16 protein-coding genes are annotated in these 25,376 nt (G+C 66.2%); 7 read left to right on the top strand and 9 right to left on the bottom strand.

Annotated features, from left to right (window positions below; translation table 11 throughout):
- Nucleotides 1-2: 2 nt before the first annotated feature.
- The gene (locus tag ACI6S0_RS14175) at nucleotides 3-1,874 is read left to right on the top strand and encodes a bifunctional sugar phosphate isomerase/epimerase/4-hydroxyphenylpyruvate dioxygenase family protein (RefSeq protein WP_434403437.1); all 1,872 of its coding nucleotides are present in this window, start codon (nucleotides 3-5) and stop codon (nucleotides 1,872-1,874) included.
- A 6-nt stretch (nucleotides 1,875-1,880) separates the two neighbouring features.
- Here ACI6S0_RS14175 and ACI6S0_RS14170 read toward each other — a convergent pair whose 3' ends face one another.
- The 6 genes from ACI6S0_RS14170 to ACI6S0_RS14145 all read right to left on the bottom strand — a co-directional run bounded on the left by ACI6S0_RS14170 (nucleotide 1,881) and on the right by ACI6S0_RS14145 (nucleotide 11,091).
- Complete coding sequence (locus ACI6S0_RS14170; protein ID WP_434403436.1) at nucleotides 1,881-3,194, bottom strand: carbohydrate porin; 1,314 nt, start codon at nucleotides 3,192-3,194, stop codon at nucleotides 1,881-1,883.
- Nucleotides 3,191-4,087, bottom strand: a complete 897-nt coding sequence (locus tag ACI6S0_RS14165) for a shikimate dehydrogenase (RefSeq protein WP_434403435.1) — start codon at nucleotides 4,085-4,087, stop codon at nucleotides 3,191-3,193. Before ACI6S0_RS14165 ends, ACI6S0_RS14170 begins: the two co-directional genes overlap by 4 nt.
- A 25-nt stretch (nucleotides 4,088-4,112) precedes the next feature.
- Nucleotides 4,113-5,468, bottom strand: a complete 1,356-nt coding sequence (locus ACI6S0_RS14160; protein ID WP_434403434.1) for an MFS transporter — start codon at nucleotides 5,466-5,468, stop codon at nucleotides 4,113-4,115.
- A gap of 151 nt (nucleotides 5,469-5,619) precedes the next feature.
- Nucleotides 5,620-6,525 carry a LysR family transcriptional regulator gene (locus ACI6S0_RS14155; RefSeq protein WP_010338498.1) on the bottom strand — a complete coding sequence of 302 codons (906 nt, stop codon included), beginning with the start codon at nucleotides 6,523-6,525 and terminating at the stop codon, nucleotides 5,620-5,622.
- A 158-nt stretch (nucleotides 6,526-6,683) separates the two neighbouring features.
- Nucleotides 6,684-9,377 carry a TonB-dependent receptor domain-containing protein gene (locus ACI6S0_RS14150; RefSeq protein WP_434403433.1) on the bottom strand — a complete coding sequence of 898 codons (2,694 nt, stop codon included), beginning with the start codon at nucleotides 9,375-9,377 and terminating at the stop codon, nucleotides 6,684-6,686.
- A 73-nt stretch (nucleotides 9,378-9,450) separates the two neighbouring features.
- The gene (locus tag ACI6S0_RS14145; RefSeq protein WP_434403432.1) at nucleotides 9,451-11,091 is read right to left on the bottom strand and encodes a serine hydrolase domain-containing protein; all 1,641 of its coding nucleotides are present in this window, start codon (nucleotides 11,089-11,091) and stop codon (nucleotides 9,451-9,453) included.
- A 279-nt stretch (nucleotides 11,092-11,370) separates the two neighbouring features.
- Between ACI6S0_RS14145 and ACI6S0_RS14140 the strand changes: the two genes are divergently transcribed.
- The 3 genes from ACI6S0_RS14140 to ACI6S0_RS14130 all read left to right on the top strand — a co-directional run bounded on the left by ACI6S0_RS14140 (nucleotide 11,371) and on the right by ACI6S0_RS14130 (nucleotide 15,071).
- A complete protein-coding gene (locus ACI6S0_RS14140; RefSeq protein WP_004208320.1) occupies nucleotides 11,371-12,036 on the top strand; it encodes a response regulator in 666 nt (221 codons plus the stop codon).
- Nucleotides 12,037-12,063: 27 nt separating this feature from the next.
- Nucleotides 12,064-13,554 (top strand): sensor histidine kinase, encoded by a 1,491-nt coding sequence (locus ACI6S0_RS14135; RefSeq protein WP_004208319.1) that lies wholly within the window; start codon nucleotides 12,064-12,066, stop codon nucleotides 13,552-13,554.
- Between the two features lie 92 nt (nucleotides 13,555-13,646).
- Complete coding sequence (locus ACI6S0_RS14130) at nucleotides 13,647-15,071, top strand: CapA family protein (RefSeq protein ID WP_434403431.1); 1,425 nt, start codon at nucleotides 13,647-13,649, stop codon at nucleotides 15,069-15,071.
- Nucleotides 15,072-15,122: 51 nt separating this feature from the next.
- Here ACI6S0_RS14130 and ACI6S0_RS14125 read toward each other — a convergent pair whose 3' ends face one another.
- Genes ACI6S0_RS14125 through ACI6S0_RS14115 form a run of 3 tightly spaced genes read right to left on the bottom strand, consistent with a single transcriptional unit; the run spans nucleotide 15,123 to nucleotide 20,750 of the window.
- Complete coding sequence (locus ACI6S0_RS14125; RefSeq protein WP_434403430.1) at nucleotides 15,123-18,566, bottom strand: SbcC/MukB-like Walker B domain-containing protein; 3,444 nt, start codon at nucleotides 18,564-18,566, stop codon at nucleotides 15,123-15,125.
- Nucleotides 18,563-19,231 (bottom strand): DUF4194 domain-containing protein, encoded by a 669-nt coding sequence (locus ACI6S0_RS14120; protein ID WP_037520296.1) that lies wholly within the window; start codon nucleotides 19,229-19,231, stop codon nucleotides 18,563-18,565. Before ACI6S0_RS14120 ends, ACI6S0_RS14125 begins: the two co-directional genes overlap by 4 nt.
- Nucleotides 19,221-20,750 carry a Wadjet anti-phage system protein JetA family protein gene (locus ACI6S0_RS14115; protein WP_434403429.1) on the bottom strand — a complete coding sequence of 510 codons (1,530 nt, stop codon included), beginning with the start codon at nucleotides 20,748-20,750 and terminating at the stop codon, nucleotides 19,221-19,223. The genes ACI6S0_RS14120 and ACI6S0_RS14115 overlap by 11 nt, the downstream gene beginning before the upstream one ends.
- 513 nt (nucleotides 20,751-21,263) lie before the next feature.
- Between ACI6S0_RS14115 and ACI6S0_RS14110 the strand changes: the two genes are divergently transcribed.
- Genes ACI6S0_RS14110 through ACI6S0_RS14100 form a run of 3 tightly spaced genes read left to right on the top strand, consistent with a single transcriptional unit; the run spans nucleotide 21,264 to nucleotide 25,359 of the window.
- The gene (locus tag ACI6S0_RS14110; protein ID WP_230588499.1) at nucleotides 21,264-21,584 is read left to right on the top strand and encodes a hypothetical protein; all 321 of its coding nucleotides are present in this window, start codon (nucleotides 21,264-21,266) and stop codon (nucleotides 21,582-21,584) included.
- Nucleotides 21,581-24,418, top strand: coding sequence for a response regulator (locus tag ACI6S0_RS14105; protein WP_434403428.1), 2,838 nt, complete (start codon nucleotides 21,581-21,583; stop codon nucleotides 24,416-24,418). Before ACI6S0_RS14110 ends, ACI6S0_RS14105 begins: the two co-directional genes overlap by 4 nt.
- Nucleotides 24,415-25,359 carry a diguanylate cyclase gene (locus ACI6S0_RS14100; RefSeq protein ID WP_037507622.1) on the top strand — a complete coding sequence of 315 codons (945 nt, stop codon included), beginning with the start codon at nucleotides 24,415-24,417 and terminating at the stop codon, nucleotides 25,357-25,359. The genes ACI6S0_RS14105 and ACI6S0_RS14100 overlap by 4 nt, the downstream gene beginning before the upstream one ends.
- The last annotated feature ends 17 nt before the right edge of the window (nucleotides 25,360-25,376 follow it).

The following is a 25,376-nucleotide window of genomic DNA, read 5'->3' as shown; positions in this document are numbered from 1 at the left end:
CCATGTCCAACGCCATCGCCACCGTCTCGCTGCGCGGCACGCTTGAAGAGAAACTGCGCGCCGCTGCCGCGGCCGGCTTTGCCGGGGTCGAGATATTCGAAAATGACCTGATCGGGTCGGAACTGGCGCCGCGGGACGTGCGGCGCATGCTGGACGATCTGGGCCTTGCCTGCATGCTCTACCAGCCCTTCCGCGATTTCGAGGGGATGCCGGGCGCGCTGCGCCAGCGCGCCTTCGACCGGGCCGAGCGAAAGTTCGATCTGATGGGCGAACTGGGCACCGATCGCATCCTGGTCTGCTCCAACTGCTCGCCCGCCTCGCTGGGGGAGCGGGAACGGATCGTCGACGATTTCCGGGACCTGGGCGAGCGGGCGGCCAGGCGCGGCCTATTGGTGGGCTATGAGGCGCTGGCCTGGGGCCGGCATGTGTTCGATCATCGCGATGTCTGGTCGATCGTCGAGCAGGTCGATCATCTCCATATCGGTATCATCCTCGACAGTTTCCATTCGCTGTCGCGCAAGATTCCGAGCGAAAGCATCCGGGCGATACGCGGCGACAAGATTGTCTTCGTCCAGCTGGCCGATGCGCCGCTGCTCGACATGGACCTGCTCTATTGGAGCCGCCATTTCCGCAACCTGCCCGGTCAGGGCGGGCTGGATGTCTCCGGCTTCGTCGCGGAGATATTGGCCACTGGCTATGACGGGCCACTGTCGCTGGAAATCTTCAACGACCGGTTCCGCTCCAATGCGGCGACGCTCGTGGCGGAGGACGGGCATCGTTCGCTCGACTATGTGCGCGATGCGGCGCTGCGGCAGTTGGGGCGCCCGTCGACCATGCCCGCGCCGGAGCCGGTGCTGGGCGCCGAGTTCGTGGAATTCACCACCGCCAGCGCCGATTCCGCGCGGCTGGGTCGCACGCTGGCGACACTGGGCTTCAGTCTTGCCGGCGAGCATCGCCAGAAGAAGGTGACGCGATGGCGCCAGGACGGCGTCAATCTGGTCGTCAATGCCGAGCCCAAGGGCTTTGCCAGCGCTTATCGTGCGGCGCATGGATCGTCCATCTGCGCGATCGGCGTGCGGGTGAGGGACAAGGCGGCGGTGCAGGCGCGCGCGGCGGCGCTGGGGATCAAGGCCTATAGCGCGGAAGGGCGCCCCGGCCGCATGGCGATGCCGGCGCTGCGCGGGGTCGGCGGCAGCCTGGTCTATCTGATCGACGATAATGAGGTCGAAGGGCTGTGGGCGCGCGAGTTCCAGCCGATCGAGGCGGAGCCCGATGCGCCGGTCCATGCCCATGGCTTCGACCATCTTGCCGCCGTCGTCCATAATGACGAATTCCTGTCCTGGCAGCTTTACTGGCGTGCCCTGTTCGGGCTGGAGGCCAAGGCGGCGCAGGATGTGATCGATCCGTCGGGACTGGTACATAGCCAGGCCTTGCAGGCGCCCGACGGCGCCTTCCGCGTGACGCTCAATGCGTCGGATGCGCGCGAGACGCTGTCGTCCCGCTTCCTCGACCAGGGGATTGGCGGCGGCTATCAGCATGTGGCGCTGGCGACCGACGATATCTTCGCGACCGCGCAGGCATTGCGGGATGAGGGCGCGGCGGTGCTGACCATTCCGGCCAATTATTATGCCGACATCGCCGCGCGCTTCGGCTTTGACGACGCGCTGGTGGCGCGGATGCAGGCGCTGGGCATCCTCTATGACGAGGATGCCGATGGTCACGGCTTCTGGCAGCTCTACAGCCGCGCCTTCGACAAGCTGTTCTTCTTCGAGTTCGTCCAGCGCGATAGTGGCTATATGGGCTATGGCGCACCCAATGCCGGCGTCCGGCTGGCCGCACAGAACCGGTTCCGCGACGAGAATCCGGTCGATTGAGCGGGGTCAGAGGATCAGCTTGATCGTCATGCCGGCCACCACCGCATCGGGATAGCGGCTCGTCGCCCCGACGCGGTGGATATATTGGAGGTTGGGGCGCAGCAGCAATGCGCGGGTCGCCTGCCAGCCATAGAAGATTTCGCCGCTTGCCTCCCAGCGCTGCGGATCGACATCCTGTCCCAACGACTGCTGGTCGCGCTGGCGATCGGCGATGCGCGGATTGACCCTGGCATAGACGAGGCCGAGACCGAAATTGTCCTTGGGCCGATTGTCCCACAGGCCGCGCGCGACGAAGCCGCCGCTCAGGAACAGGGGCACGCGCGCGGTCGCCCGGTCGGACAGGGTCATGGTGCCGAACAGCGACAGGCCGCGTTCGCCGGGGCCGAAGCGGACGATCATCTTTTCCGCCATGGCCCAGGCGCTCCACCGTTCGCGCCGGGTGGCCGGGGCGAGGCCGGACAGGGCGTAGGAATTGCCATTGGCGTCGGCATAGACATCGGGCTTGTCGGTGGTATCGATCAGGCCGCCGACCCGGACCAGGCCGGGCAATTGGCCCGCGCCCTGGCCCGATTTCCAGCCCAGTTCGACCGGCAGGACGACACTGTCGAAGCGCGGCGCCAGTTGCCAGCCATTGCCGGTCTGGGCGCGGATGCTGTTCACTTCGAAGGCGGCGACGCTGATGCTCAGCCCATGGCCGATGTCCTGCCGGGCGCGAATGCCCCAGCGCGGGATCGGGAAGCCGGAAAAGCCGCTATTGTAGAAGAGCGTGGTCGGGCGCGGGCAGAAGGCGAAATTCTGGAACTGGCAGCCCGAGGGCAAGGTCGCGAAATCGTCGCCCGTATGATAGAGGCCGATCTTGAGCGCGGTCCTGCCATCATTCAATTGCTGCTCATAGCTGAGTTCCGCCGGCCGCAGATCCTGCCCGCCGCCGAACAGTTCCTGCACCTCGAACAGATTGGCGATGCGGGTGGCGGTCAGATCCTCGCCCTTGCGATGGATGATCGTCGCGATGATCTTCCCGCCTGAAAGGCCGAACGCCTTGCCGGTGTCGACGACCGCCGATGCCAGCAATTGCTGGGTATAGGCTGCGCCCTGATCGCGCCCGCCGCTGATCGATGCGGCGCTTTCGGAGACATAGGAGAAGGTGAGGTTGACGCCGCTGTCCTTCAGCCGTGTGCGCCAACCGGGCTGGGGCGCGGCCGGCGGCGGGGGTGGGGGCGTCTGTGGTCCGGCGGGCGGCCCCTGCAATTGCGGCGCGGGCTTCACCGCTTCGGCGACCTGGACGGGCAGGACGATGGCGGGCGGGCTGTCGGCGATCATGGCGCGACAGCCGCATCGGTGGCGCGGGCGAAGTCCGCCAGCATGCGGTTGCTGTCCGGTGCGACCGCTGTGAACAGGGCGAAGGCATGGGCTGCCTGCATCACCGCCATGCCGCCGCCGGTCAATATGGCGCAGCCCTTGGCCTGCGCCGCCGCCAGCAACGGGGTGTGCAGCGGGAAATAGATGATGTCCGACACCCATTGATCGGGCGTCAGCAGATCGGGATCGAAGGGCAGGCCGGGATGGCTGAGCATGCCGATCGGGGAGGTCTGGACCACGCCATCGGCGCCGGCGATGGCATCGGCCGCATGGGCCATGGCCTGCACCCGCGCCGCCGGGAAGAGCGCGCCAAGCCGATCGGCCAGCGCCGCCGCGCGCTCCTGTGCCGGATCGACGATGGCAAGATGCGTCGCGCCAAGGTCGAGATGGGCATAGCCGACCGCTGCCGCCGCGCCGCCCGCACCGATCATCGCGATCCGGCCGCGCGGGCGATCGGCAAGGCCAGCGAGGAAATGGGCGCGATAGCCCGACCAGTCCGTATTGTCGCCATGCGCCCGGCCGTTGCGGAACAATATGGTGTTGACCGCGCCCAATGCCCGCGCCGCGTCGGACAGGCTGTCGAGCAAGGGGATGACCGCCTGCTTGAAGGGATGGGTGACGTTGATCCCGTCAAAGCCCATCGCGCCCAGCATCGGCAGCAGGCGGGGCAGGTCGTCCGCGCCATAGCCCATCCGATCGGCATCGAGGATGCGGTAGACGAGGGTCAGGCCGAGCGCCTTTGCCTCCGTCTCGTGCATGTGCGGGCTGCGCGATCCGGCAATGCCCTGGCCGATCAGGCCGCAGAGAATGGACGCGCGGGGGCGATCCGCGACGGGCGCGGGCGACTGGAACATGGCATTATCCTTGGAAGAGGGGCGGTCAGTCGGCCTTGGGCAGGCGGATCATCGCGGCGCAGATGCCCGCGATGACGGCCGGCACCGCGAAGACACCGAAGATGACAGGCAGTGAGACTTTCGCCGCGAGCAGGAAGCCGCCCAGCATCGGCCCGATCACCGCGCCGATCCGGCCGACGCCCATGGCCCAGCCGATGCCGGTGCCGCGTGCTTCGGGCGGATAGAGGCTGGCGGCGAGCGGATAGCAGCCGTTGAAGCCGCCCTGGACGAAGACGCCGATCAGGAAGGCGGTGGCGAGCGTCGCGACCAGCGGCATCGCGACCGATCCGAACAGGACCAGTGTGACGGCAGCGGCCGACATATAGCCCAGGATGAGGCGGCGCAGGTCGAAATGGGTGCCGGCGATGCCGATCAGGGTCACGCCGACAAAGGCGCCGATATTGTAGATGGCGCCGGCATAGATGGCGTCCTTGGCCGGCAGGCCGGCCTCGACCGCCAGCTTGGGAATCCAGCTGATGACGAAATAGAGCGTCATGAAGCCCGAGATGGTGGCCATCCACAGCAGGATGGTGCCGGTCGCGCGGCCATCGGCCAGCAGGCCGCGGACGCCGGCCTTGTTGGCTTCATGCACCTTCTTGGCGGGCAGCGTATCGACCGCCGGCTGGCCCATCGAGCGGAGCAGGCGGTTGGCCTTTTCCAGCGCGCCCCTGGGCTGGCGGGTCAGCAGGAAGTCGATGCTTTCGGGCAGCAGCAGCCAGACGAAGGGCAGGGACAGGGTGCAGAGGATCGCCGCGCCCAGCAGCATCGCCTGCCAGCCATAGATGGGCAGCAGGTTGGCGACGACGAAGCCGGTGATGGTGGCGCCGACCGGATAGCCGGCCTGGAGGAAACCGACCGCGAAGGTGCGGTGCCGGGGCGGGGCATATTCGGCGGTCAGCGCCGCCATGCTGGCCAGCACCGTGCCGATGCCGATGCCGACGATGAAGCGGCTGACGATCAGTTCGCCGATATTGGCGGCCATGGCCGAGCCGAACATGGCGCCGGCCATCATCACCAGCGAGGCGAGGATCAGCTTGCGGCGGCCGAACCTGTCCGCCATCGGCGCGATCAGCAGGCCACCGGCGGCCATGCCGGCCAGCCCGGCGCTGAACACCACGCCCAGCCGTTCGGGCGTCACCTGCCAGTCGGTCGACAGGGCGGGAGCGATATAGGACAGGATCAGCACGTCCATGCCGTCGAGCATGTTGAGGATGAAGCAGATGGCGACGACCAGTATCTGGCGCGCGGTCCATAGGCTGTCCGACGCGACGGGCGCAGCCTGGCCGTCAACGGTCACATAGGGCCGCACGGACACGCTGCCGGTGGCGGAATAGCTGGCCATTTCGAATAATGCCTTTCATCCTCTCGCGGCGCCCTGCGCCCTTGCCTTGCTTGTCCGGTGGCCTGTCGGCTTCTATTCTGCGGATAGCTATGCCTCATCCATTCAATAGGTAATTTCCACCGCTCCAGATGCGCTTCGCTATATCGCTATGTTATGGCTTTGGCGGGCGCGGCAGGGCGAGCATCGCACTGCGGGCAATCTCCTCGAAGGTTTCGCCGATGATGGCGCGCGGCGATTCCATATTGCGGTTGATATAGACCGGAAGCACGCCGGGGTCTTCAAATTCCAGGAAGCGGACGGTGTCGGCATGGGGCTGCATCGCGGTGAAGCTGTCGACCAGCGCCACGCCCATGCCGTTGGCGACGAAGGCGACCGCGGTTTCGGCGAAGCGGATATAGGTGGAAACGTCCGGCTCCTGCCCGGCGCGGGCGAACATGTCGGCGATGATCCGGCCATGGGGCGTGTCGGGGCGGAAGGATTGCAGTTGCGCGCCGGCAAGGTCCGCCACGCCGATCCGGTCGCGATCCGCCAGCGGATGATGGCTGGGCACGGCGCAGACCATGCGCCCCGCGCCGATCCGGCTGGACAGGATGTTGGGATGGTCGATCGGAAAGACGGTCAGCGCATATTCGCCACGCTGGAGTGCGAGATAATCGATTGCCTGCTCGACCGAGAGAATGTCGAACTGGATGGTGAGGCCGGGATAATTGGCGCTGAGGCGCGCCAGCATCTGGGGCAGGATCGAATGGCCGAGCGAGGGTGATGCGCCGACGCGAAAGGTCTTGTCCTCCCCCTTGGCCAGCCGGCGGATGACATGGGCGAGGTCGTCGAAGCCCTTGTAGATGCGTTCGATCTCCTCGAACAGCACGCCGGCTTCCTGGGTCGGCACCAGCCGGCCGCGGGTGCGGTCGAACAGGCGGAACTGCAGCCTGTCCTCCATATGGCCGAGCATCCGGCTGAGGCCGGGCTGGGACGTGCCGAGCATCCGCGCGGCGCCGCTGACCGTCTTGGTAATCATGACGGCGCGGAAAATTTCTATCTGTCGAACCGTGAGCATCGAACGTCCATGATCCTGCACCGGATGGATAGCGCGTGCTAGCCCAGCGGAGCGGCGCATGAAAGCCCGCCGCGTGGGTGCCGGTCGTTCGAAGGCGGGTTTTCAATGTGCGCGGGCAGGGGGCAAGGGGGTGCCCGCGCACATCGATCAGCCAGGGATCAGAAGCGAACCTTGGCACCGACCGTCATGTAACGGCCGATCGTGTCATAGTGGATCGCGCCATAGGTGGTCAGCGGCGGATCGCGGTCGAACAGGTTGTTGACGTTGGCGAACAGGGTGAACTTGTCGACATTCACCTGGGCACCGAGGTCGACATAGACGCGGGCGGCGATGTCGTTGTTGGCGATGTCCAGCGCATGGTTGAACTTGCCGCCGCCGACATAGCGGACGCGGGCGTCGACCGAGACGTCCTGGCTGCTGTAGTTGATCGACCCGGTGGCGCGCCAGTGCGGCGTGCCGAAGCTGACATTGTCGCCCACGTCACCGGCGCGGTCGACGCTGGTCATGCCGTCGTTGATCAGCACCTTGTCGACATAGGTGGCAAGGCCGCGGAAGCGCATCGTGCCGCCCAGGCCGCCGCTCACCTTGCTCAGCGGCAGGGTGTAGCTGGCCTCGATATCCACGCCGGCGGTCTTGTATTCGGCCAGGTTGATATAGGTGGTGTAGATGGTGGTCGGAGCACCCGAGCTGTCCCGCACGATCTGGCTGCACAGGTCGGTATTGCCGTTGGCGCAACCACTGATGACGTCCTGCGCCCCCAGCGAGGTGATCGCGTCCTTGAGCTTGATGTTGTAATAGTCGACCGACAGGTTGAAGCCCGGCAGGAAGGTCGGCGTGAACACCGCGCCGGCGGTCAGCGTGCTGCCGATTTCGGGCTTCAGGTTCGCATTGCCGCCGCCATAGCGGGTGATCGAGTAGGTGCTGCCATTTTCCGCGACCGTGGTGAAGCTGGTCGTGGTGGTGGTGTAGAGTTCCGCCAGGCTGCCCGAGCGGATGTCACGCGAACGCGACACGCGCAGCAGCAGATTGTCGAAGATGCGATCGGTCACGCCCAGCTTCCACGACCAGATGCCACCGCTGGTGCTGTAGCGGCTGTAGCGGGCCGCGCCGTTGACATCGAGCTTGCTGAACGGCTGGTCGAGCAGCGGGATGGCGACTTCGCCGAACGCTTCCTGGACGTTGAACCCGCCGTCGAGCGGCGAGAAGTTGAAGCGGCTGAAGCCCTTGGCGGCCGAGGTGGCGTCGAGGCTGTTGGTGACCTGCTCTTCCCAGCGGGCTTCCGCACCGAAGGCGACCGAAACCGGACCGGCCCAGGTGGAGAAGGGGTCGCCGCGCAGGCTGGCGCCGGCGCTGTCGAGCTTGGTGGTGTAGACGACGCGGGCGACATTGCCGAACACATAGTCGATCGCGTCCTGGCTGGCGGCGCCTTCGCCCAGGATGTTGAGCGGGCGGCAGGCGGTCGTCGGATCGGTGAGCGCGGTGCGGCAGACGATATTGCCGCTGCTGTCGGTCACGGCATCCAGCGCGGCGGTCAGGTTCGCGCCGGTGATCTGGTTGTCATAGCTCTGCATGTTGCGGTTTTCGCCATGGCTGTAATAGGCCGAATAGCGCCATTTGCCGTCCGCGAAGCTGCCATCGACGCCGATCGCGCCTTCCACATTCTGGCGATAATAGCCGAAGGTGCGATAGCCATAATCCTCGAAGAAGCGGCCGACCTTGATGCTGGTCTCGCCGGCGGCGGCGAGCTGATCGCGGATCGACTGCGACAGATAGGGATTGCTGGCCGACAGGGTGTAGGTGCCATTTTCCGCATAGAAGGGATATTTGGCCCAGATGCGGCTGTAGCTGCCGTCCGCCCAGAAGGTGGCGTCGCCAACCTCGAAGCTGGCGCGGGCATAGCTGTTGACGCGCTGATAGGGGTTGGTCAGCGCATATTCGTCGTTGGTGGCCACGCCTTCGCCGCCGACCATGGTCGAACCGCTGATCTGGCTGCCGTACTGGAAGGCGCGCAGCGTGCCGTCCGAATTGAAGGTCTGGCCCTTGAGCGTGCCCGAGGTGATCAGGCCGCCGAGGCTGGTGGTCGAGCTGTTGACGTCGCGCACCAGAATATAGTCATGGTCGCCCGTGGTCGGCGAGAAGAGGTTGGCGCTGCCGACATTCTTGCGCGAGTTGCGGTCGAGAATGCCCTCGTCATTCTGATATTCGGCGCCGATCATGAAGTGGCCGCGGCCGTCGGCGAAATGGGTGCCGAAGGTGCCGTCGAAGCTGTAGCGATAGCCGTCGCCGCGCGACGACACGCCGTTCTGCGCGCCGATGGTCAGGCCTTCCAGATCATCGTCGAGCATGATGTTGACGACGCCGCCGATCGCGCCCGAGCCCCAGGCTGCGCTGGCGCCGCCGGTGACGATCTCGACCCGCTTCACCAGGCCCTGCGGCACGGTGTTGAGGTCCGACGAGCCGGTGAAGCGGCGGTTGTTGAGCAGGGTCAGGGTGCGGGTGACGCCCAGGCCGCGAAGGTCCATCGCCGACGAGGAGGAGTTGGTGTTGGCGACGGTGCTGGCCGGCGACTGGGTTGCGCGGAACTGCGGCAGGTCGTTCAGCACCTGCGCGATGCTGGGACGGGCGCCCTGGCGCAGTTCGCTCTCGCCCACGACGGTGGTCGGGGTCGGCGCGTCGAAGCCCTTGCGGTCGATGCGCGAACCGGTGACGACGATCGAACCGGCGTCATCGTCGGCGGCGGGCGTGCTGTCCTGTGCCATGGCGACCTGCGCCGTGGCGAGCGACAGGACCAGAGCGGCCCCGGCGCTGCCCGCCATCAGCAGGCGGCGAAATCCAGTGTCTTCAATACGCATTTCCAATAGTCCCCTTTTGCTCTTGCTTATGTTGTGGCCGCGACCCGAGCGGCTCTTGTGTGATGGCTGAAAATCAGTCGGCGACGCGGCGGAAGGCGACGTCGTAGGCACGCCCTTCGCCAAAGCGCAGCGCGGTGACCGCGCCCGATGCGTCGCGTTCGAACTTGACGGTGATGCGCCCGGCGCCCGGCGCGGCCTCGCCGGTGAAGACGTCGGCATAAGCGGGGCTGAGCGGCGTGTTGTACCAGCGCGGGCCGCTATAGGTCAGCGTGTCGCCCTGCTGCTTGAAGCTGAGGCAGGCGAAGGTGTCGACGCCGCAGAAACGGCCGACATAGGGCTTGGCGTCGAAGGCGGTGACGGCATCGACCTTGCGATAGGCGATCTTCTCGCCCTCGCGATGTTCCAGCGTCAGGCCGGTCTTGCCGAAGGCGAAGATATCCTCGCGCTGCGCCCAGCGGCCCGGACCCACCGGGGTCAACACCCGGCCGTCGGCGCGCAGATTGCCCTTGTCGTCGCTGTCGAAGCGGACCGGGAAGCCGGTCATGCCGTCGGCATAGGTGCCCGAGGGTAGCGGCCCCTTGGGGGTATAGGCCTTGGCCTTGTAGGCGGGCAGGAAGATGTCGGCGACATCGCGGCCCAGCACCGGCGTATCGGCATTGCCGCTATTGCAGAGCAGCGACACGGCCAGCTTGTGCTGCGGATAGCGGGCCATCCAGGCGCGGTAGCCGCCGGTCGAACCGCTGTGGCTGACTTCCTGCTGGCCATGATGGTCGAGGTTCACCAGCGCCAGCGCATAGGCGATCGGCGTGCCGTCATTCAGCTTGGTCGGCGTCTGCATCTGCGCGGTGAAGCCGGTACCGAACGTGTCGGCGTCGAGCGCCGCCTGCCACTTCACCAGATCGCCAACCGTGGTCAGCAGGCCGCCATTGCCATAGGCGTCCTCGATCACCTGGTCGTTGCGATAGACCCCATCGTCAAATTCATAGGCGCCGGTGCGGCCCGGCACGACATCGCCATGATCGTCGCGCCAGCGTGTGTGGGTCATGCCCAGCGGCTTGAAGATATGGTCCTGGGTGAAGTCGGCGAGTGACTGGCCGCTGACCCGCGCGACGATGATGGCGAGCAGGTTGTAGTTGCTGTTGCTGTAGAGATAATGGCTGCCGGGCGCGAAGTTCAGTTCCTTCTGGCGCGCGACGATGTTCAGCATGTCCTGATTGTCGGCGGTGCGGCTGTTGCGCGGCCAGCCCTCGATCGCGGCGACCGAACCCCAGTCGCGCAGGCCGCTGGTGTGGTGCAGCAGGTGGCGGATCGTGACCGGGGTGCCGTAATCGGGCATTTCCGGCACGACCTTGCGGATGTCATCGTCCAGCGACAGCTTGCCGGCATGGGCCAGCATCAGGGTCGCGGCGGCGGTGAACTGCTTGGAGTCCGATCCGGCCTCGAAGATGCTGTCCGGGGTGAGGGGGACGCCCAGTTCCAGGCTGGCCATGCCATAGGCGCGGGTGGCGATCGCCTGCCCATTGCGCGAGACGGCGACGGCGCAGCCGGGGGCGGTCTTGCTGTTCCAGCGCGCGAACAGCGCGTCGAGGCGGGCGAGCGACGCGGCATCAGCCGGGGCAGGAGCCGGGCCGGCCGATTGCGCCATGGCGGCAGCGGGCAGTGCCGCAGCCATGCAGATGAGCGCCCCCGCGAGCGAGGACCGAACGGTCGTCATATCTATTTTCCCCTTGTGCGCCCGAAGCGCTCTTGCCGCGCTGCGATCTGTTTTTTCTGGCGGCGCGTACGGCGGAAAATCCGTCGTCGTCCGTCTTTCCTGGCGAGTCCTAACCGGAGTCGCTGTCACGAACCTGACACAGAGAGGGGTGAGGCGGCCGATCTTGCAATCAACGGCAAGATAAGGGCTTTTTATTTGGTATTTGCATTCCTGCTGTGGATGCGTATCGCAATTTAATGTCGATCGAGGGTGCCTGCCGGGATCGGTAGGAGTGCTGTAATGCGTTTGTTGCTGGTGGAAGATGATGAGCGTCTGGCGCGGGGAATCATGGCCTCGCTGGAAGGCGCGGGCTTTGCCGTCGACATATTGACCAGCGGCGAGGATGCGCTGCGGCTGGCCGATCAGGAACCCTATAGCGCAATCATCCTGGATCTGGGCCTGCCCGATCTGGACGGCCTGGAAGTGCTGAGCCGGCTGCGCGCGCGCGGCGCGCGGACGCCGATCATCATCCTGACCGCACGCGACATGATCGACGACCGGATCAATGGTCTGGATCGCGGGGCCGACGATTATATGGCCAAGCCGTTCGATCCGCGCGAACTGGAATCGCGGGTCCGCGCGCTGGTGCGGCGCAGCCAGGGCACGCTCGATCCGGTGCTGCGCATCGGCACGCTGAGCTTCGACCGGTCCAGCCGCACCGTCTATCTGGAAGGCAGCATGATCGACCTGCGTCGGCGCGAACTGGCGGTGCTGGAGACGCTGATGGGCCGGCCGGGCAAGGTGGTGGCCAAGGAAAGGCTGTCGGCCGAAGTGTTCAACTTCGACGATGCGGTCACGCCCAATGCGCTGGAGGTCTATGTTGGCCGCCTGCGCCGCAAGTTGCAGCCGTCAGGACCGTCGATCCGTACGATCCGCGGTCTGGGCTATATGATCGAAGCGGCCTGAGCGCCGAACTGATCGACAGCCAGACACATGCGCAGATTGTCTTCCTCGCTGCGGCTGCGCCTGACCGGCGCGGTGATGATGCCGCTGACGGCGCTGGTGCTGGTCTTTTCCGTCATCACCGCACTGGTCAATCACAATACCGAGGCGGACACGGTCGACCGGGTGCTGGTGGGGTCGGTCCGCACGCTCAGCCTGGCCTATAACAGCCCGCCGGCCGACCAGAAGCGGCTGGTGCCGCTGGTCATCCACCTGCTCCAGCGTCGCGCCCGGCCGGTGGTCCATTACAGCGTTTATCGTGGCGATACGCTGGTCGCCGGCGATCCCAGCCTGAAGCCGCCCGCCGACTATCGCGCGGACTGGGACGGCGTGACCGATCGCCATCCGCCTGCAACCTTCAAGAATGCCTATCGCAAGACGCCGCTGGTGCGCGGCTATCTCGATCCGGCGGACGCCCATTATGTCACCCAGGCGGCCTATCTGCGCAGCGGCACGCTGCACGGCAAGCCGGTGCGGATCGCGACCGAGATGCGCCGCGCCTATGGCGATGACAGGCTGATCGCGATCCAGATTGCCGACTATCTGGATGATCGGTCCGCCTATGAAAGGCTGTTCCTGCGCCAGGTGCTGCTGGTCGGCGTCGCGGTGCTGCTGGTCACCGGGCTGCTCTTCTGGTGGGCGATCCGCTGGGGGCTGCGGCCGCTGTCGGACCTGACGGGGCAGGTGGAGGCCGCCCGGCGCGAGGCGTCGCCGGCTTTCCGCATGGAAATGGCGGACGCCACGCCGGTCGAGATCAAGCCGTTCGTCGCGGCCTTCAACGGGCTGATGGCGCGCCTGGAGCGGGCGACCAATTCGCTGCGGCAGTTCACCTCCAACGCCTCGCACCAGATGCGCACGCCGCTTGCCGTGGCGCGGGTCCATCTCGACGTGCTCGATCGCTATGGCGCGGCCTCGCCCCAGGGCAAGGCGGCGTTGCAGGATATTCCCCACGCCATCGACAGCCTCGAACAATTGCTGCGCCAGCTGATCGCGCTCGCCCGCAGCGAGGAGGATGGCGACATGCGCATGGGGCCGTTCGACCTGTCCGAAGTCGCCGCGGACGTGATCGCCGATCGCGCTGCCCAGGCGCCGGCCGATATCGAGATCGGCTATGACAAGGCGATGGTCGGTCCGGCCATGGCGGTCGGCCAGCCGGGGCTGGCGGCGGAACTGATCGGCAATCTGCTCGACAATGCGATCCGCTACAACCGTCCGGGCGGCACGGTCACCGTCCATCTCTATCGCCGCGAGGGGCAGGCGATGGTCGATATCGACGATGATGGTCCGGGTATTCCGGAGGCCCAGCGCGAAAAGGTGTGGGACCGTTTCTATCGCATGCCGGGCAACAGCGCGACGCCGGGCACCGGCCTTGGCCTGCCGATCGCCCGCGCGCTCGCCGACCGGATGGGGGCGCAGATCAGCCTCGCCGACGGCCGGACCGGCCGGGGGCTGTGCGTCACCATCGCATTTCGCGCCGAATAGGCCCACCGAACAGAAAAGCCTGTCCCGGCGACAGGTTCATGTCAGCCCGGCCGGCTATCCCCGACATAAAGTTACAAAGGGGAAGTCCGTTGATGATGTCCAATATCCTTCGCCGCCGCGCAGTGCGTAGCCTGTCGCTGGCCGGCGCCGCGCTGATGCTGACCGCGCCGATCGCGGCCCATGCCGAGGAAGAGGAAAGCGGTGGCCAGCTGTCGACCAGCCGCGTGCCGACCAGCCCGATCGCCGGTGATTTCAGTTTCGCGGCGGTGGGCGACCTCATCTATCTGCGGCCGATGCTGGCGACGATCGAGCAGCAGTCGCCCGACATGCTGCGCATCCTGCGCGGTGCGGACGTGACCTTCGGGAATTTCGAGACGACCGCGCTCGACCTCAAGACCTTCAAGGGCTCGCCCCAGGCGGAGTCGGGCGGCACCTGGATGCTGGCCGATCCCGCCGTCCCGGCCGATGTGGCGAAGATGGGCATCGACATTGTCGGCCATGCCAACAACCACGCCACCGACTGGGGCGTGGAGGGGCTGTATGATACGCTGGCGCTGCTCGATGGCGCGCATATCGTCCATGCCGGCACCGGCCGTTCGATGACCGCGGCCCGCGCCCCGGCCTATTATGACGGGCCGCATGGCCGCGTCGGACTGGTGTCGGCCACCACCAGCTTCACGCCGATGTCGCCGGCCTCCGATCCGCTGGGCCAGGTGCCCGGCCGTGGCGGCGCCAACGCCATCCGCAGCGTCGAGGTCGGTCTGGTCTCCGACGCCGATCTGGCGACGATCGCGCGGCTGGCGGGCACCAAGGCGGGCGCGCCGGTCAAGATGAAGGGCCGCGAATATCGGGCGACGACAAGCCCGACCGCACCGATGACGATCGAATATGATCTCAATGCCAGGGATGTCGCCGCGAACATGCTGGCCGTGCGCCAGGCCAAGCAGAATGGCAATTTCGCTGTCTTCTCGCTGCATAATCATGAGCCCGGCAATGCCAACCAGACGCCAGCCAATTTCGCCCAGGGTCTGGCGCATCAGGCGATCGATGCCGGCGCGGATGCCTATGTCGGCCATGGCCCGCACCAGCTGCGCGGGATCGAGATCTACAAGGGCAAGCCGATCTTCTATTCGCTCGGCAACTTCGCGATGATGAACAACAGCCTGGATGACCTGCCGGCCGACATGTACGACCAGTTCGGCATCACGCCGGGCAGCGTGACCGCGCCCGAACTGCTGCAGGCGCGCGGCGCGAAGGAATTTGGCGATCCCAACCTCTATGAAACGGTGATCGCGGTGAGCCATTACAAGGATGGCCAGCTGAGTGAAATCCGCCTCTATCCCGTCGACCTGGGCGTCAACGCGACGGGCGCGGGCAAGGGCGTGCCGCACCTGGCCGATGCCACCGTGGGCGCGCGCATCCTGGAGCGGCTGCAGCGCCTGTCCGCGCCGTTCGGCACGAAGATCGAGACGGTCAAGGGCGTGGGCGTGATCCGCGTGGCAGCGTCGCGCCCCTGATCGAATGGCGGCTTCAGGGGCGCGGGACGGTGCCCCTGAAGCCGGCCTTTCCTATTCCGCGCTGTCGAGCGCGAAGAGGTCGAGCCGTTCGGCCAGCGCGGCATCGTCCAAATGTTGCGGGTTGGCGGCGCGCATCTGGGTGCGGGCGTGGGGCTTGATGCGGACGGCTTCGGCGCTGGCATTGTCGCCATGGCGGAACACGTCGATCACGCTGTCGAGATTTTCATAGACGACCGCGCGCTTTTCCGATGGCGCAGCGATCACCACCTGCAGCCCGATATCGTCGTAAAATTCGAGCAGGGTGCGCTGGTTGGGACCGTCCATCTTGCTGAACGCCTCGTCGAACACGGCAAGGCCCAGGCCCAGTTCCGACCGCTCATATTGCCGGCGCGCGCCATGATAGATGCTGGCCAGCGCCGCGCCGATCACCACATAATAGGGCACCTGCCGCTCCGCGCCGCTCGCCGTGCCCTTGCGCTTGTCATAGCTGGTGGTGCGCCCCTTGTTCACATCCTCCATGCGCAGGTCGAAGGTGAAGTAATTGCGGTAGTCCTGATAGGCAGAGAAATCGAGGGACTCGTCGCTCAGCAGCCGTTCGACCTCCGCCAGTGCCTGGGCATGTTCGGCGTCGCGCGGCGCGGCCCGGCCAAAGAGGGCGTCGAAGGTCAGTTCGTCATGCTCGCTCTCCCGCGCCAGCCGGTGGAGCGCGGCGAACTCCTCCTTGGGACGGGCATGGAGCGTGTAGATCTCGCCATGGAGCGGCCGCATCCGCAGCGCGCGGGTGAGGTTGTCCAGCTCTGAACGCAGATCGTTGAAGCGGGCGTTCAGCTCATGGATGAAGGCGGTGCGGAACAGCTGGCCGATCTGCTCGGCGGCTTCGTCGGCCTGGCGCCGATACTGGATCAGCTCATTTTCTTCCAGCGCCGCGATATTGGCGGCGAGCCAGGGCTTCACCTCGGTCGCGATCGCGCCGGGCAGGGCAATGGGCGCGCTATTGTCGAAATCGGCGCGGTAATGGCCCAGCGTCTCGCGAATTTCGCCCTGCAACGCCTGATAGGCGTCGCGGGCCTCGTCCGCGCGCTTCATCATCTCCTGCACCAGTCGGGGCAGGGGACGTCCGCGCTGCTGGCGATAGGCCTCGCGCAGGATCGAGAGGCTGGCCGATGAGCGCACCCGATCCTTGAACAGGGCGCGCCGCGAGCGCAGGCAGAGCCAGGAGCCGGGCTGGGCATCGCCCGCATCCAGCCGCCGCTGGATTTCGATCCTGGCCTGGCCAAGCTGGCCGCGCCGGCCGATCAGTTCTTCCTTTTCCTCGGTGGCGCTGCGCAGTTGCAGCTTCACCTTGTCAAGATTGTGCTGGATCGCGGGATCGACCGTCATCGCGATCTTGTCGATCCGGTGCCGCAATTCGGTGCGGCTTTCCTCATGCTGGTCGATCGCGGCGACCAGCAGGTCGAGCCGGTCGGCCGGATCGACATCGGCCATCAGCGGCAGCAGCTTGCGATGAATATCGTCGTGGAACCGCTCGGTTTCGGCATGGACGGCGATCAGCGCCTGCCGATCCTCGATCCGGGCAAGCAGTTCGGCCTCCATCAGCGGGGCTGCGGCCCGGCCGATCTTGAGGTCGCGGGTGCGCAGCACCTCGACCACGATGCCGCTATTATAGGCGCCATCGCGCATGATCGCGCGGCCGCCGGCCAGCAATTCCGCCTGGGTGCCGGCGAGGCGCACCTGGCCGGTGCGGAAGCGCAGGAAGGCGATCGCCAATGGGTCGTCGCTGGCAAAGACGGTGGCGAGGGAATCGGTGTCGAAGCCGGGCGGCTGTTCGGCGAGGCGGCGGCTGTTGATGACCCGGCATCCGCGGAAGCCGTCGCGGTTGGCGCGCACGATCTCGACCGCGCGGGACGCATGTTCGGGATCGACCAGGATCGCCTCGCGGTCGCGCCCAAGCAGTGCTTCCGCCGCTTCGCGCCATTGCGGATCGACGATTTCGGCCACCTGGCAGAGCGTGCGCGGACGCATATTCTCGCGCTCCAGCGCGGCCATCAGGCGGGTGGTGCGATCGTCCAGGCTCACCTGGCCGGCGCGCGCCTTGTCGCGGCGCGCGACCAGATCGGCCAGCTCGTCCTGCAGACCGCGCCGCTGGGCGATCGCCTGGTCGCGCCGTTCCTGGATCTTGGCGACGCTATCGATGGCGCTGCGGCGGGCGGTGGCGATGAGTTCCTCCATCGCCAGCGGATCGCGCGGCCATGTCGGCGGCTCCAGCCCATCGCTCTGCTGGCGCAGCGCCTCCAGCGCCTGGAACAGGGGGGCGAGCTTCAGAGGCGCGAGCCGCTCGCGATGGTCGAGCAGGCTGGCGCCGAGCGCGGCCGCACGGAAACGGGCTTCGAGCCGTTGCACCACGCCGGTGCGGGCCAGGTCCACGGCCTTGAGTTCGCTGGCGACCACGGCACGCTTGCCGGCGGCGCCCTCCGCCACGGACTGGGCGAGCAGGCTGTCCTGCCGCTCGCCGAGTGCCGCGATCTCCGCATCGCAGCGGCCGATATCCTGCTGGATGTCGTCCAGTTCCGCCAACGTGTCGCGCCGTTCGCGCAGATTGGCGATCAGCGCGGCGCCCGCCTCGATCATGGCGGCGAGGCGGGCGGTGCCACGGGCGACATCCTCCCGTTCCAGCAAGGTGACGAAGCGGGACACGAGTTCGGCCAGCGCCCGCAGCGCGTCGAGCCGCCGTTCCAGCTCATGCACATCCTTCTGGATGTCGCGATAGCGCTGGATGCCTTCGCGCAGTTCGCCGATGTCGATGTCGTTCCGGGCGAGCAGGAAATTATGCACGAAGCCCTCGACCGAGCGCATATCCTCGAACGACAGGGCCATGACGAAGGCGCGGATGAAGCGATCCGGATCGCTGTGGCGCCGGCCGGTGAACAGCTGGCGCATATATTCGCGGATATGGTTGCGCGGGCCGTCGGGGCGAATGAGCTGGGTGCCGGCCGCTGCGCAGGCCTGCTCCAGCCGTTCGCGCACCAGGCTCCAGGGCGCCGAGCGCTGCTGCCCGCCATCCAGATGCTCGATCAGCAGGTCGGTATTCACTCGCACGCCGGGCGCGATATAGCGGCCGACCACCTGTGCATCCTCGATCGCGGATGCCTCGACGCACAGGCCCACGCTCACCGGTGGGCGCATGCCGTCGGGGTCGTCGAACGTCAGCACGATGTGGGTGACGGATTCCTGGCGCAGAAATTCATGTTCGTTGAGCTGGCCGAGGCAATAGCCGCGCAGCGTGCGTTCCGACTTGCGGCTGCCGGTTTCGCCGGCGGAACGATTGAACTGATACCAGCGCCGCGAGCCGCCGGTCATCACCGCCTGGATGAGGTCGATCAGCGTCGACTTGCCGGAGCGGTTCTGGCCCAGCACGGCGGTGTCGCCGCCAACGGCCAGGTCTTCGCGACCGAACAGATGCCATTGCACCAGTGCGATATGGGCAAGCTGCATCATGCGACCTCCTCCTCGTCGGCGTCATCCAGATCGATGACGGGCTCCTCCGTCTCGCTTTCCTGATAGTCGCCGCCGGCCAGCAATTGTTCGAGATGGGCCATGAACTCCTCGCCCGCGACGGTGGCGATCAGTGCGCGGATGGTGATCGGCATGTCCTCCAGCTCTTCGTCGATGTCGCCCATATGGACGATCGCCCGGCGGTCGAGCGCGGTGACCAGCGCCTTGAACTCGTTGATGCCCAGCGTCGCGCGGCGGGCGCGGGCGACCATGTCCTGATAGGCGTCATAGGCGGCGTTGAGCGTCACCATCACGCTGCCATAGCGTTCGACATCGCCTTCCTGGATGCCTTCTTCCCACAATCGGCGGAACAGCAGCAGCACCAGCGTTTCGTCGATCCGCATGCGCGGATGGCCGATCTGTTCGGTGTCGGGCAGGATGCCGGCCCAGCCCTCGCTTTCGCGCACCACCAGCCGATAGCCGGCGACTTCGAAATAATCCGCCACCAGCCGCTCGACATCGGGGCGGAGCAGGACTTCGAGCAGCGCCGATGAGCCGCGATCCTGCACATGCAGGAACTGATGGCGCAGCAACTGGCTGATCGCCTGGGTCACGCGGTGCATCCGGCGCGGATCGCGCGCCTCCAGGGTCTGAAATTCACTGAGCATCTTGTATCTCTGGGGTCACGGCGTCGCCAATGCGCGAGACGGTGAAGCCCGCGCAGTGCAGCCAGTCATTGTCGATGGTCGATCCGGTATCGACCGAGAAGCGGAAATGGGGCGCCAGATGGTTGGCGATGGCATTGCCCCGGCCATCGGCATCGGCGGCCAGCACCGACAGGCGCAGGGCTTCGAGCGTCAGGAAATCATCGACCGTCTCGATCGGAAAGCGGCTGGCCTCGCCGGACCCAAAGGGCGCCACGCGCCGTTCGAGGAATCGGCTGACCTGTTCGGGCGTGACGGCCAGGCGGGCCAGATAGTCGCGGTCCAGCCGCTTGCGCCATTCGCGCAGGGGATCGGGCGGCGGCAGGACCAGCAGCCCGCCCGAAACCGTCGAACGATAGGTGCGCGGCCGCGCGAGCAGGGCGGGGGACCAATAGGACCGGCGCGGTTCCAGCAGGCCGGACATGGACGGCGCCATATCCTGCTCATCCGTGCGGGCGAGCAGCCGGTCGAGTCGCAGCAGCATCGGCTCGCTGCGCTGGAGAAAGCTGTTGCCGCGCCGTCCGGCATAGCGGACGGTGTTGCGCAGCCGCGTTTCCAGCCGGCTGCGATGCTGCTGGATGCGCTCGAAAGCCTCCTCGATCTGGTCGAACACGCGCCGCACCTTGTGCAGATCGTCATAGACCAGATCACGGGCGGCAGACGGATCGGGCGCCAGCCGGGCCTCATGATAGGCTTCGGCGATGGCGGCGACGTCGGCGATCGAATCCTCGATCGCGTCCAGCGCGGTGAAGATGCGATGGCGGAAGCGATAGGGGTGGGAGGTGGTCGAGATGGCCGCATAATCCTGCAGCAACAGTTTCTCGACGAAATCCTCGAAATAATGGCGCAGCCGGCGGCCCACGCTGTCGCTTTCCACCACCCGCTTGTCGATGTCGCGCAGCGCGCTCAGCACGCTGCGCAGATAGCGGCCGAAGCTGGCGGCGTCGCGCGCCGCCTTGTGCAGGCCGGGGGCATTTTCCCGCGCATTGCGCTGCAGCGCTTCCAGCTCGTTCTTCACCTGGATGACAAGGCCGCCAAGCTGGTCGGACAGGCCTTCGCGCAGGCTGCAGAGAAATTCGGCCAGGCGCATGGCGCCGGCCGGCATGTCGACCGTGACCTTCAGACCATAGCGGCTTTCCTCGATCCAGCCGGTTGCCTGCAGCCGGTTGTAGATGTGCCGGGCGCGCATCATCGCCGCGCTGGTCGCCTGTGCGTCGGCGGCTTCCAGCTTGCGCCGGCGCACGCGGCGGCCGGGGCGCGCGGCCAGCTTGTCCAGCACCACCGGGCTTTCATCCTCGCGCCACAGCTCCGCATTGTCGCCCAGCAGCGTATAGATCAGCTGGACGACCTCACCCTGGGTCGGGAAATGCAGGTCGGAACGGTAGAAGCCCTCATAGAGGCCGATCAGCACGCGCTCGTAGAGAAAGCGGTTCGACCCGGCGAACAGCGCGAAGATATCGGAATGAAGCTGGCCGAACAGCATCAGGCGGCATCATGCGCAGCCGGGCGGGACGCGCGATCCGGCGCGGTCGCGGCGATGGAGTCATCGCCGGTGCGCTGATGGTCGGACAGGGACGGATGACGGGCAGGCTGGCGCATTGTCCTCGGCGATGCCGGAGAAGCGCCTCCAAGGGCCGGGCGCAGCGTTGTGCACGACCATAGACAGGGGCTCGTCCGGCAAAAATATGGGTTCGGGCGGCGCAGATGCCATGTTCGGGCGAGCCGGGCAAGCCGATGCCGGAATTGCAGAAAAGAGTGCGCGGTTGACGTATAACTTGTAAATTATGCCGCCAATCCAAGCCCGTTTTCTGTAATTTCATATGTAAATATTGGGCGTGTCGAGAAAGGCAGGCGATCATTTTGCGAACAGAACAGGCAAAGGCCTCTTAACCATTGTAAAATGCTTCCATGGCTTAATAATGCGATGGATGAGGCAGGGTTGCTCAAGGGTTTGAACCGTCCCGCGCGCGCGGGCAGCATGGACGCGTCCTGCGCCATGTCCGCCTATTTGCCTGCGGCTTTGCTGCTGCTGGCGGGGCTGGTCGGGCTGGCGGCCGCCTGGATCATGAGCGGCAGCGGCTCGGGACGCTATCTGGTGATCGCGCCCTGGGGGGCGTCGCGGGCCGAGGCGATCAACCTGGTGCGGGCGGCCGACGGGGGGCTGGTCGGCATGGGGCGCCTGTCCAACATCATCATTGCCGGGTCGAACCGGCCGGATTTCGCGGCGGCGTTGCGCAGGGCGGGGGCCTGGGGCGTGATCGCGACGCCGTCGCGGATCGAATGCGGCGAACCATTGCCGGGGGGGCAGGCATCATGATTATCGAGCTGGACAAGCTGCGTTTCCATTTCGGCCGCTTCCTCGTGCCGCTCTTCTGGGCGCATGTGCCGTTGCTGGCGACGGTGGCCCTGCTCACGGGCCATTCGCCGATCGCGGCGGCGCTGGGCGGCACATTGCTGGCGGGGGCCTATCATCTGACCTGGTGGCGGCAGGGGATCGCCCCTGCGACCCGCTATCTGTCCGCCGTCGCACTGATGGGCGAGCCGGCGATCCTGCTGTTCCTGCTGCGCGGCCATGCCTGGCAGATGGACATGCACATGTATTTCTTCGCCATGCTGGCGCTGACCATCGCCTGGTGCGACAAGCGGGCCATCCTGGCGGCGGCGACGGCGACGGCGCTGCATCATCTGCTGCTGCTCTATCTGCTGCCCTATGCGGTGTTTCCGGGGCAGGGCAATCTGGAACGGGTGCTGCTGCATGCCGGCATCGTCGCCTTCCAGACGGCGGTGCTGGTCTGGCTGAGCGACAAGCTGGTCGAGAGTTTCCAGCGCAACCAGAAGATGGGCGAGGAGATATTGGCCAAGAATCAGGCGCTGGAGGCGCGGACCCGCGAGGCGGAGGAGGCCAATCGCGCGAAGAGCCTGTTCCTGGCCAATATGAGCCATGAAATTCGCACGCCGATGAATGCCATATTGGGCTTTTGCCATCTGGTCGCCCGGACCGACCTGGACCCCAAGCAGCAGGATTATATCGGCAAGATCAACCAGGCCGGCGTATCGCTGCTACGGCTGATCAACGACATCCTCGATTTCTCGAAGAATGAAGCGGGCAAGCTGACGCTGGAGGCGCATCCTTTCACCCTGCGCAGCGCGATCGAGAACCAGATCCAGCTGGTCGCGGCCAATGCCGAGGCGAAGCAGGTCAGGGTCGTCTCACGGGTCGATGCCGATGTGCCCGAGCGGCTGATCGGCGACGAAATGCGCTTCTGCCAGGTGGTGCTCAACCTGATGAGCAATGCCGTCAAATTTTCCGAGGAAGGCACCGTCACCATCGGCCTGTCGGCGTCCGAGCAGAATGGCCGGGTGCGGCTGAAGCTGACGGTGCGCGACACCGGCATCGGCATGACGCCCGAGCAGCAGAAATCGCTGTTCCATTCCTTCACCCAGGCGGACAGTTCGACCACGCGGCGGTTCGGTGGCACCGGCCTTGGCCTCGCCATCTGTCGCCAGATCGTGGAGCAGATGGGCGGCGACATTGCGGTCGAGAGCGCACCCGGCCAGGGCAGCAGCTTCATCTGCCACATGCTGATGGATGCGGACGACCGGGCGATGGGACTGGAAATGCCGATGTCGGCGCATGTCCGCCGGCTGCGGGTACTGGCCGCCGACGACAATCCGGCGTCGCGCCAGATCATCCATGACGTCTTTGCCGGCTGGGGCATGGCGGTGGATCTGGTGGCGTCGGGTGGCGAGGCGATCGCTGCGATCGAACATGCCGACGAACGGGGCGAGCCCTATGACCTGGCCCTGCTCGACTGGAAGATGCCCGGCCTGGACGGCATGGAGACGGTCGATGCGCTGCGCGCCAGGGCGCTGCGCCATCCCCAGCCCAAGGCATTGATCATCACCGCCTATGGCGCCGACGATCTGTTGCAGGGTGTCGATACCGACAAGGTTGCCGCCTTCCTGACCAAGCCGGTCGTGCCCAAGATATTGCTGGATACGATCACCGAGATTTTCGCCGAGGAACATGCGCCCGTCGTCCATGTCGCCGCGCCGGCCACGCCCGCTTTGCCGATGGTGGCCGAAGCGCTGCGCGGGCTGCGCGTGCTGCTGGTCGAGGATAATGAGATCAACCGCGAGATTGCGGCCGAACTGCTGGACGATGCCGGGTTGAAGGTGGATTTCGCGGAAAATGGCCGCATCGCCTGCGACATGGTGCGCGAGAAGGGGGCGGGTTATGCCGCCGTGCTGATGGACGTGCAGATGCCCGAAATGGACGGCATCAGCGCCACCCGCATCATCCGCGAGCAATGGAACGCCGAGGATCTGCCGATCATCGCCATGACGGCCCATGCCTATGAGGAGGAAAAGCAGCGCTGCAAGGCCGCGGGCATGAACGATCATATCGCCAAGCCGGTCGAGCCGCCGGTGCTGGTCAGGGTGCTGGATCGCTGGCTGAAGGCGGGACGAGTGACCACGCCGCTGCCGTCGCCGGTCGTGCCGACGGTTGCCGGTTCGTCGCTGCCCGATCGGCTGCCGCCCTTCGACCTGCCCGCCGCACTGGCGCGGGTCAATGGCAAGACCGGGCTGCTGCGCAAGCTGATCGTCACCTTCGGTGACAGCTATGACCATGTCGGCCGGGATTTGCGGGCGCATTTGGCGGCAGGGTTGCTGCCCGATGCGCGGCGCCTGGCCCATAGCCTGAAGGGCGTGGCCGGATCGCTGGAACTGCCTGGCGTCCAGCAGATCGCGTCGGATATCGAACGGATGCTGGCGGCGGATGAAACCGGGCCGGCGCTGGCCGCGATCGTCGATCTGGAGGTGGCGATCGCACCGGCCATTGCTGCCGCGCGCAGCCTGACGGGGGGGGCAGAGGCATCGGACGTCGCGATCGTCACCGTCCAGGATGATGACGCGGTCGAACAGGCGCGCACCGAGTTGCGCGGGCTGCTCGCGCGCCGGAGCCTCAGCGCCCGCGCCGGGTTCGAGCGGCTGGCCCAGGCGATGGGGCTGACGGCCGATCAGCGCGCCGGCCATCCGGTTCAGCGGGCGCTGGAGCAACTGGATTATGAAACCGCCCTCGCGCTGATCGATGCGCCGGGCGCGGGCACAGCAGGCCGGTCGATCGATCCGGCAGGAGCGACATCATGAGCAAGGCCACCATCCTGATCGTCGATGACGAGATTTCGAACATCGAAATCATGAACGCCGTGCTGGAGGATGATTATGAGATCTGCTTCGCCACGTCGGGCCAGCAGGCGCTGGACATTGCACGCACGGTGCAGCCCGACCTGATCCTGCTGGATGTGCTGATGCCGGGCATCGACGGGTTCGAAGTCTGTCGCCAGATCAAGGCGGACATCATGCTGGTCGACATACCGATCATCTTCACCACCGGGCTTGGCGATACGGAAGATGAGATGCGCGGCCTGTCGCTGGGCGCGATCGACTATGTGACCAAGCCGATCCAGCCGGCGATATTGCGCGCGCGGGTCGGCAACCATGTCGAACTCAAGCGCCTGCGCGATCAGCTCGCGACGCTGGCCGTCACCGATGCGCTAACGGGCCTGAGCAATCGTCGCCACATGGAACGGTCGCTGCAGGCGGAAAGCGCGCGCCTGACCCGGACCGGGGAATGGATGTCGGTCATCATGCTTGACATCGATTTCTTCAAGCAGTTCAACGATACCTATGGACATCCCGCCGGGGATCGCTGCATCGCGATGGTCGGCGCCGCGCTGACCCGCGCGGTCAAGCGCGCGACCGACCTGCCGGCGCGCTATGGCGGCGAGGAGTTTGCCTGCATCCTGCCCGGCGCGGACCCCCAGGGGGCCGAACTGGTCGCGCAGGAAATCCGGCTGCAGATCCAGTCGCTCAACATTCCCCATGCCCAGTCGCAGGTCAGTCCCTTCATCACCGTCAGCATCGGCGTCGCCAGTGCCCGTTGCCATGCCGACCTGCCCGCCGAGCTGTGGATGGCGGAAGCCGATCGCCAGCTTTACGCCAGCAAGCAGCGCGGCCGCGATTGCATCACGACCACCCAGTTCGACGCGCAGACCTGCCATGGTTATTCCCTGGCAGCCAATGAATAGGCGCTGTTCAGAGCCGC

Origin of the sequence: Sphingobium sp. DN12 (assembly GCF_051058005.1) — a bacterium.
Taxonomy (GTDB): domain Bacteria; phylum Pseudomonadota; class Alphaproteobacteria; order Sphingomonadales; family Sphingomonadaceae; genus Sphingobium; species Sphingobium yanoikuyae.
Note: the sequence above shows the minus strand (reverse complement) of the source record. Positions and strands in the feature narration are given on the sequence as shown.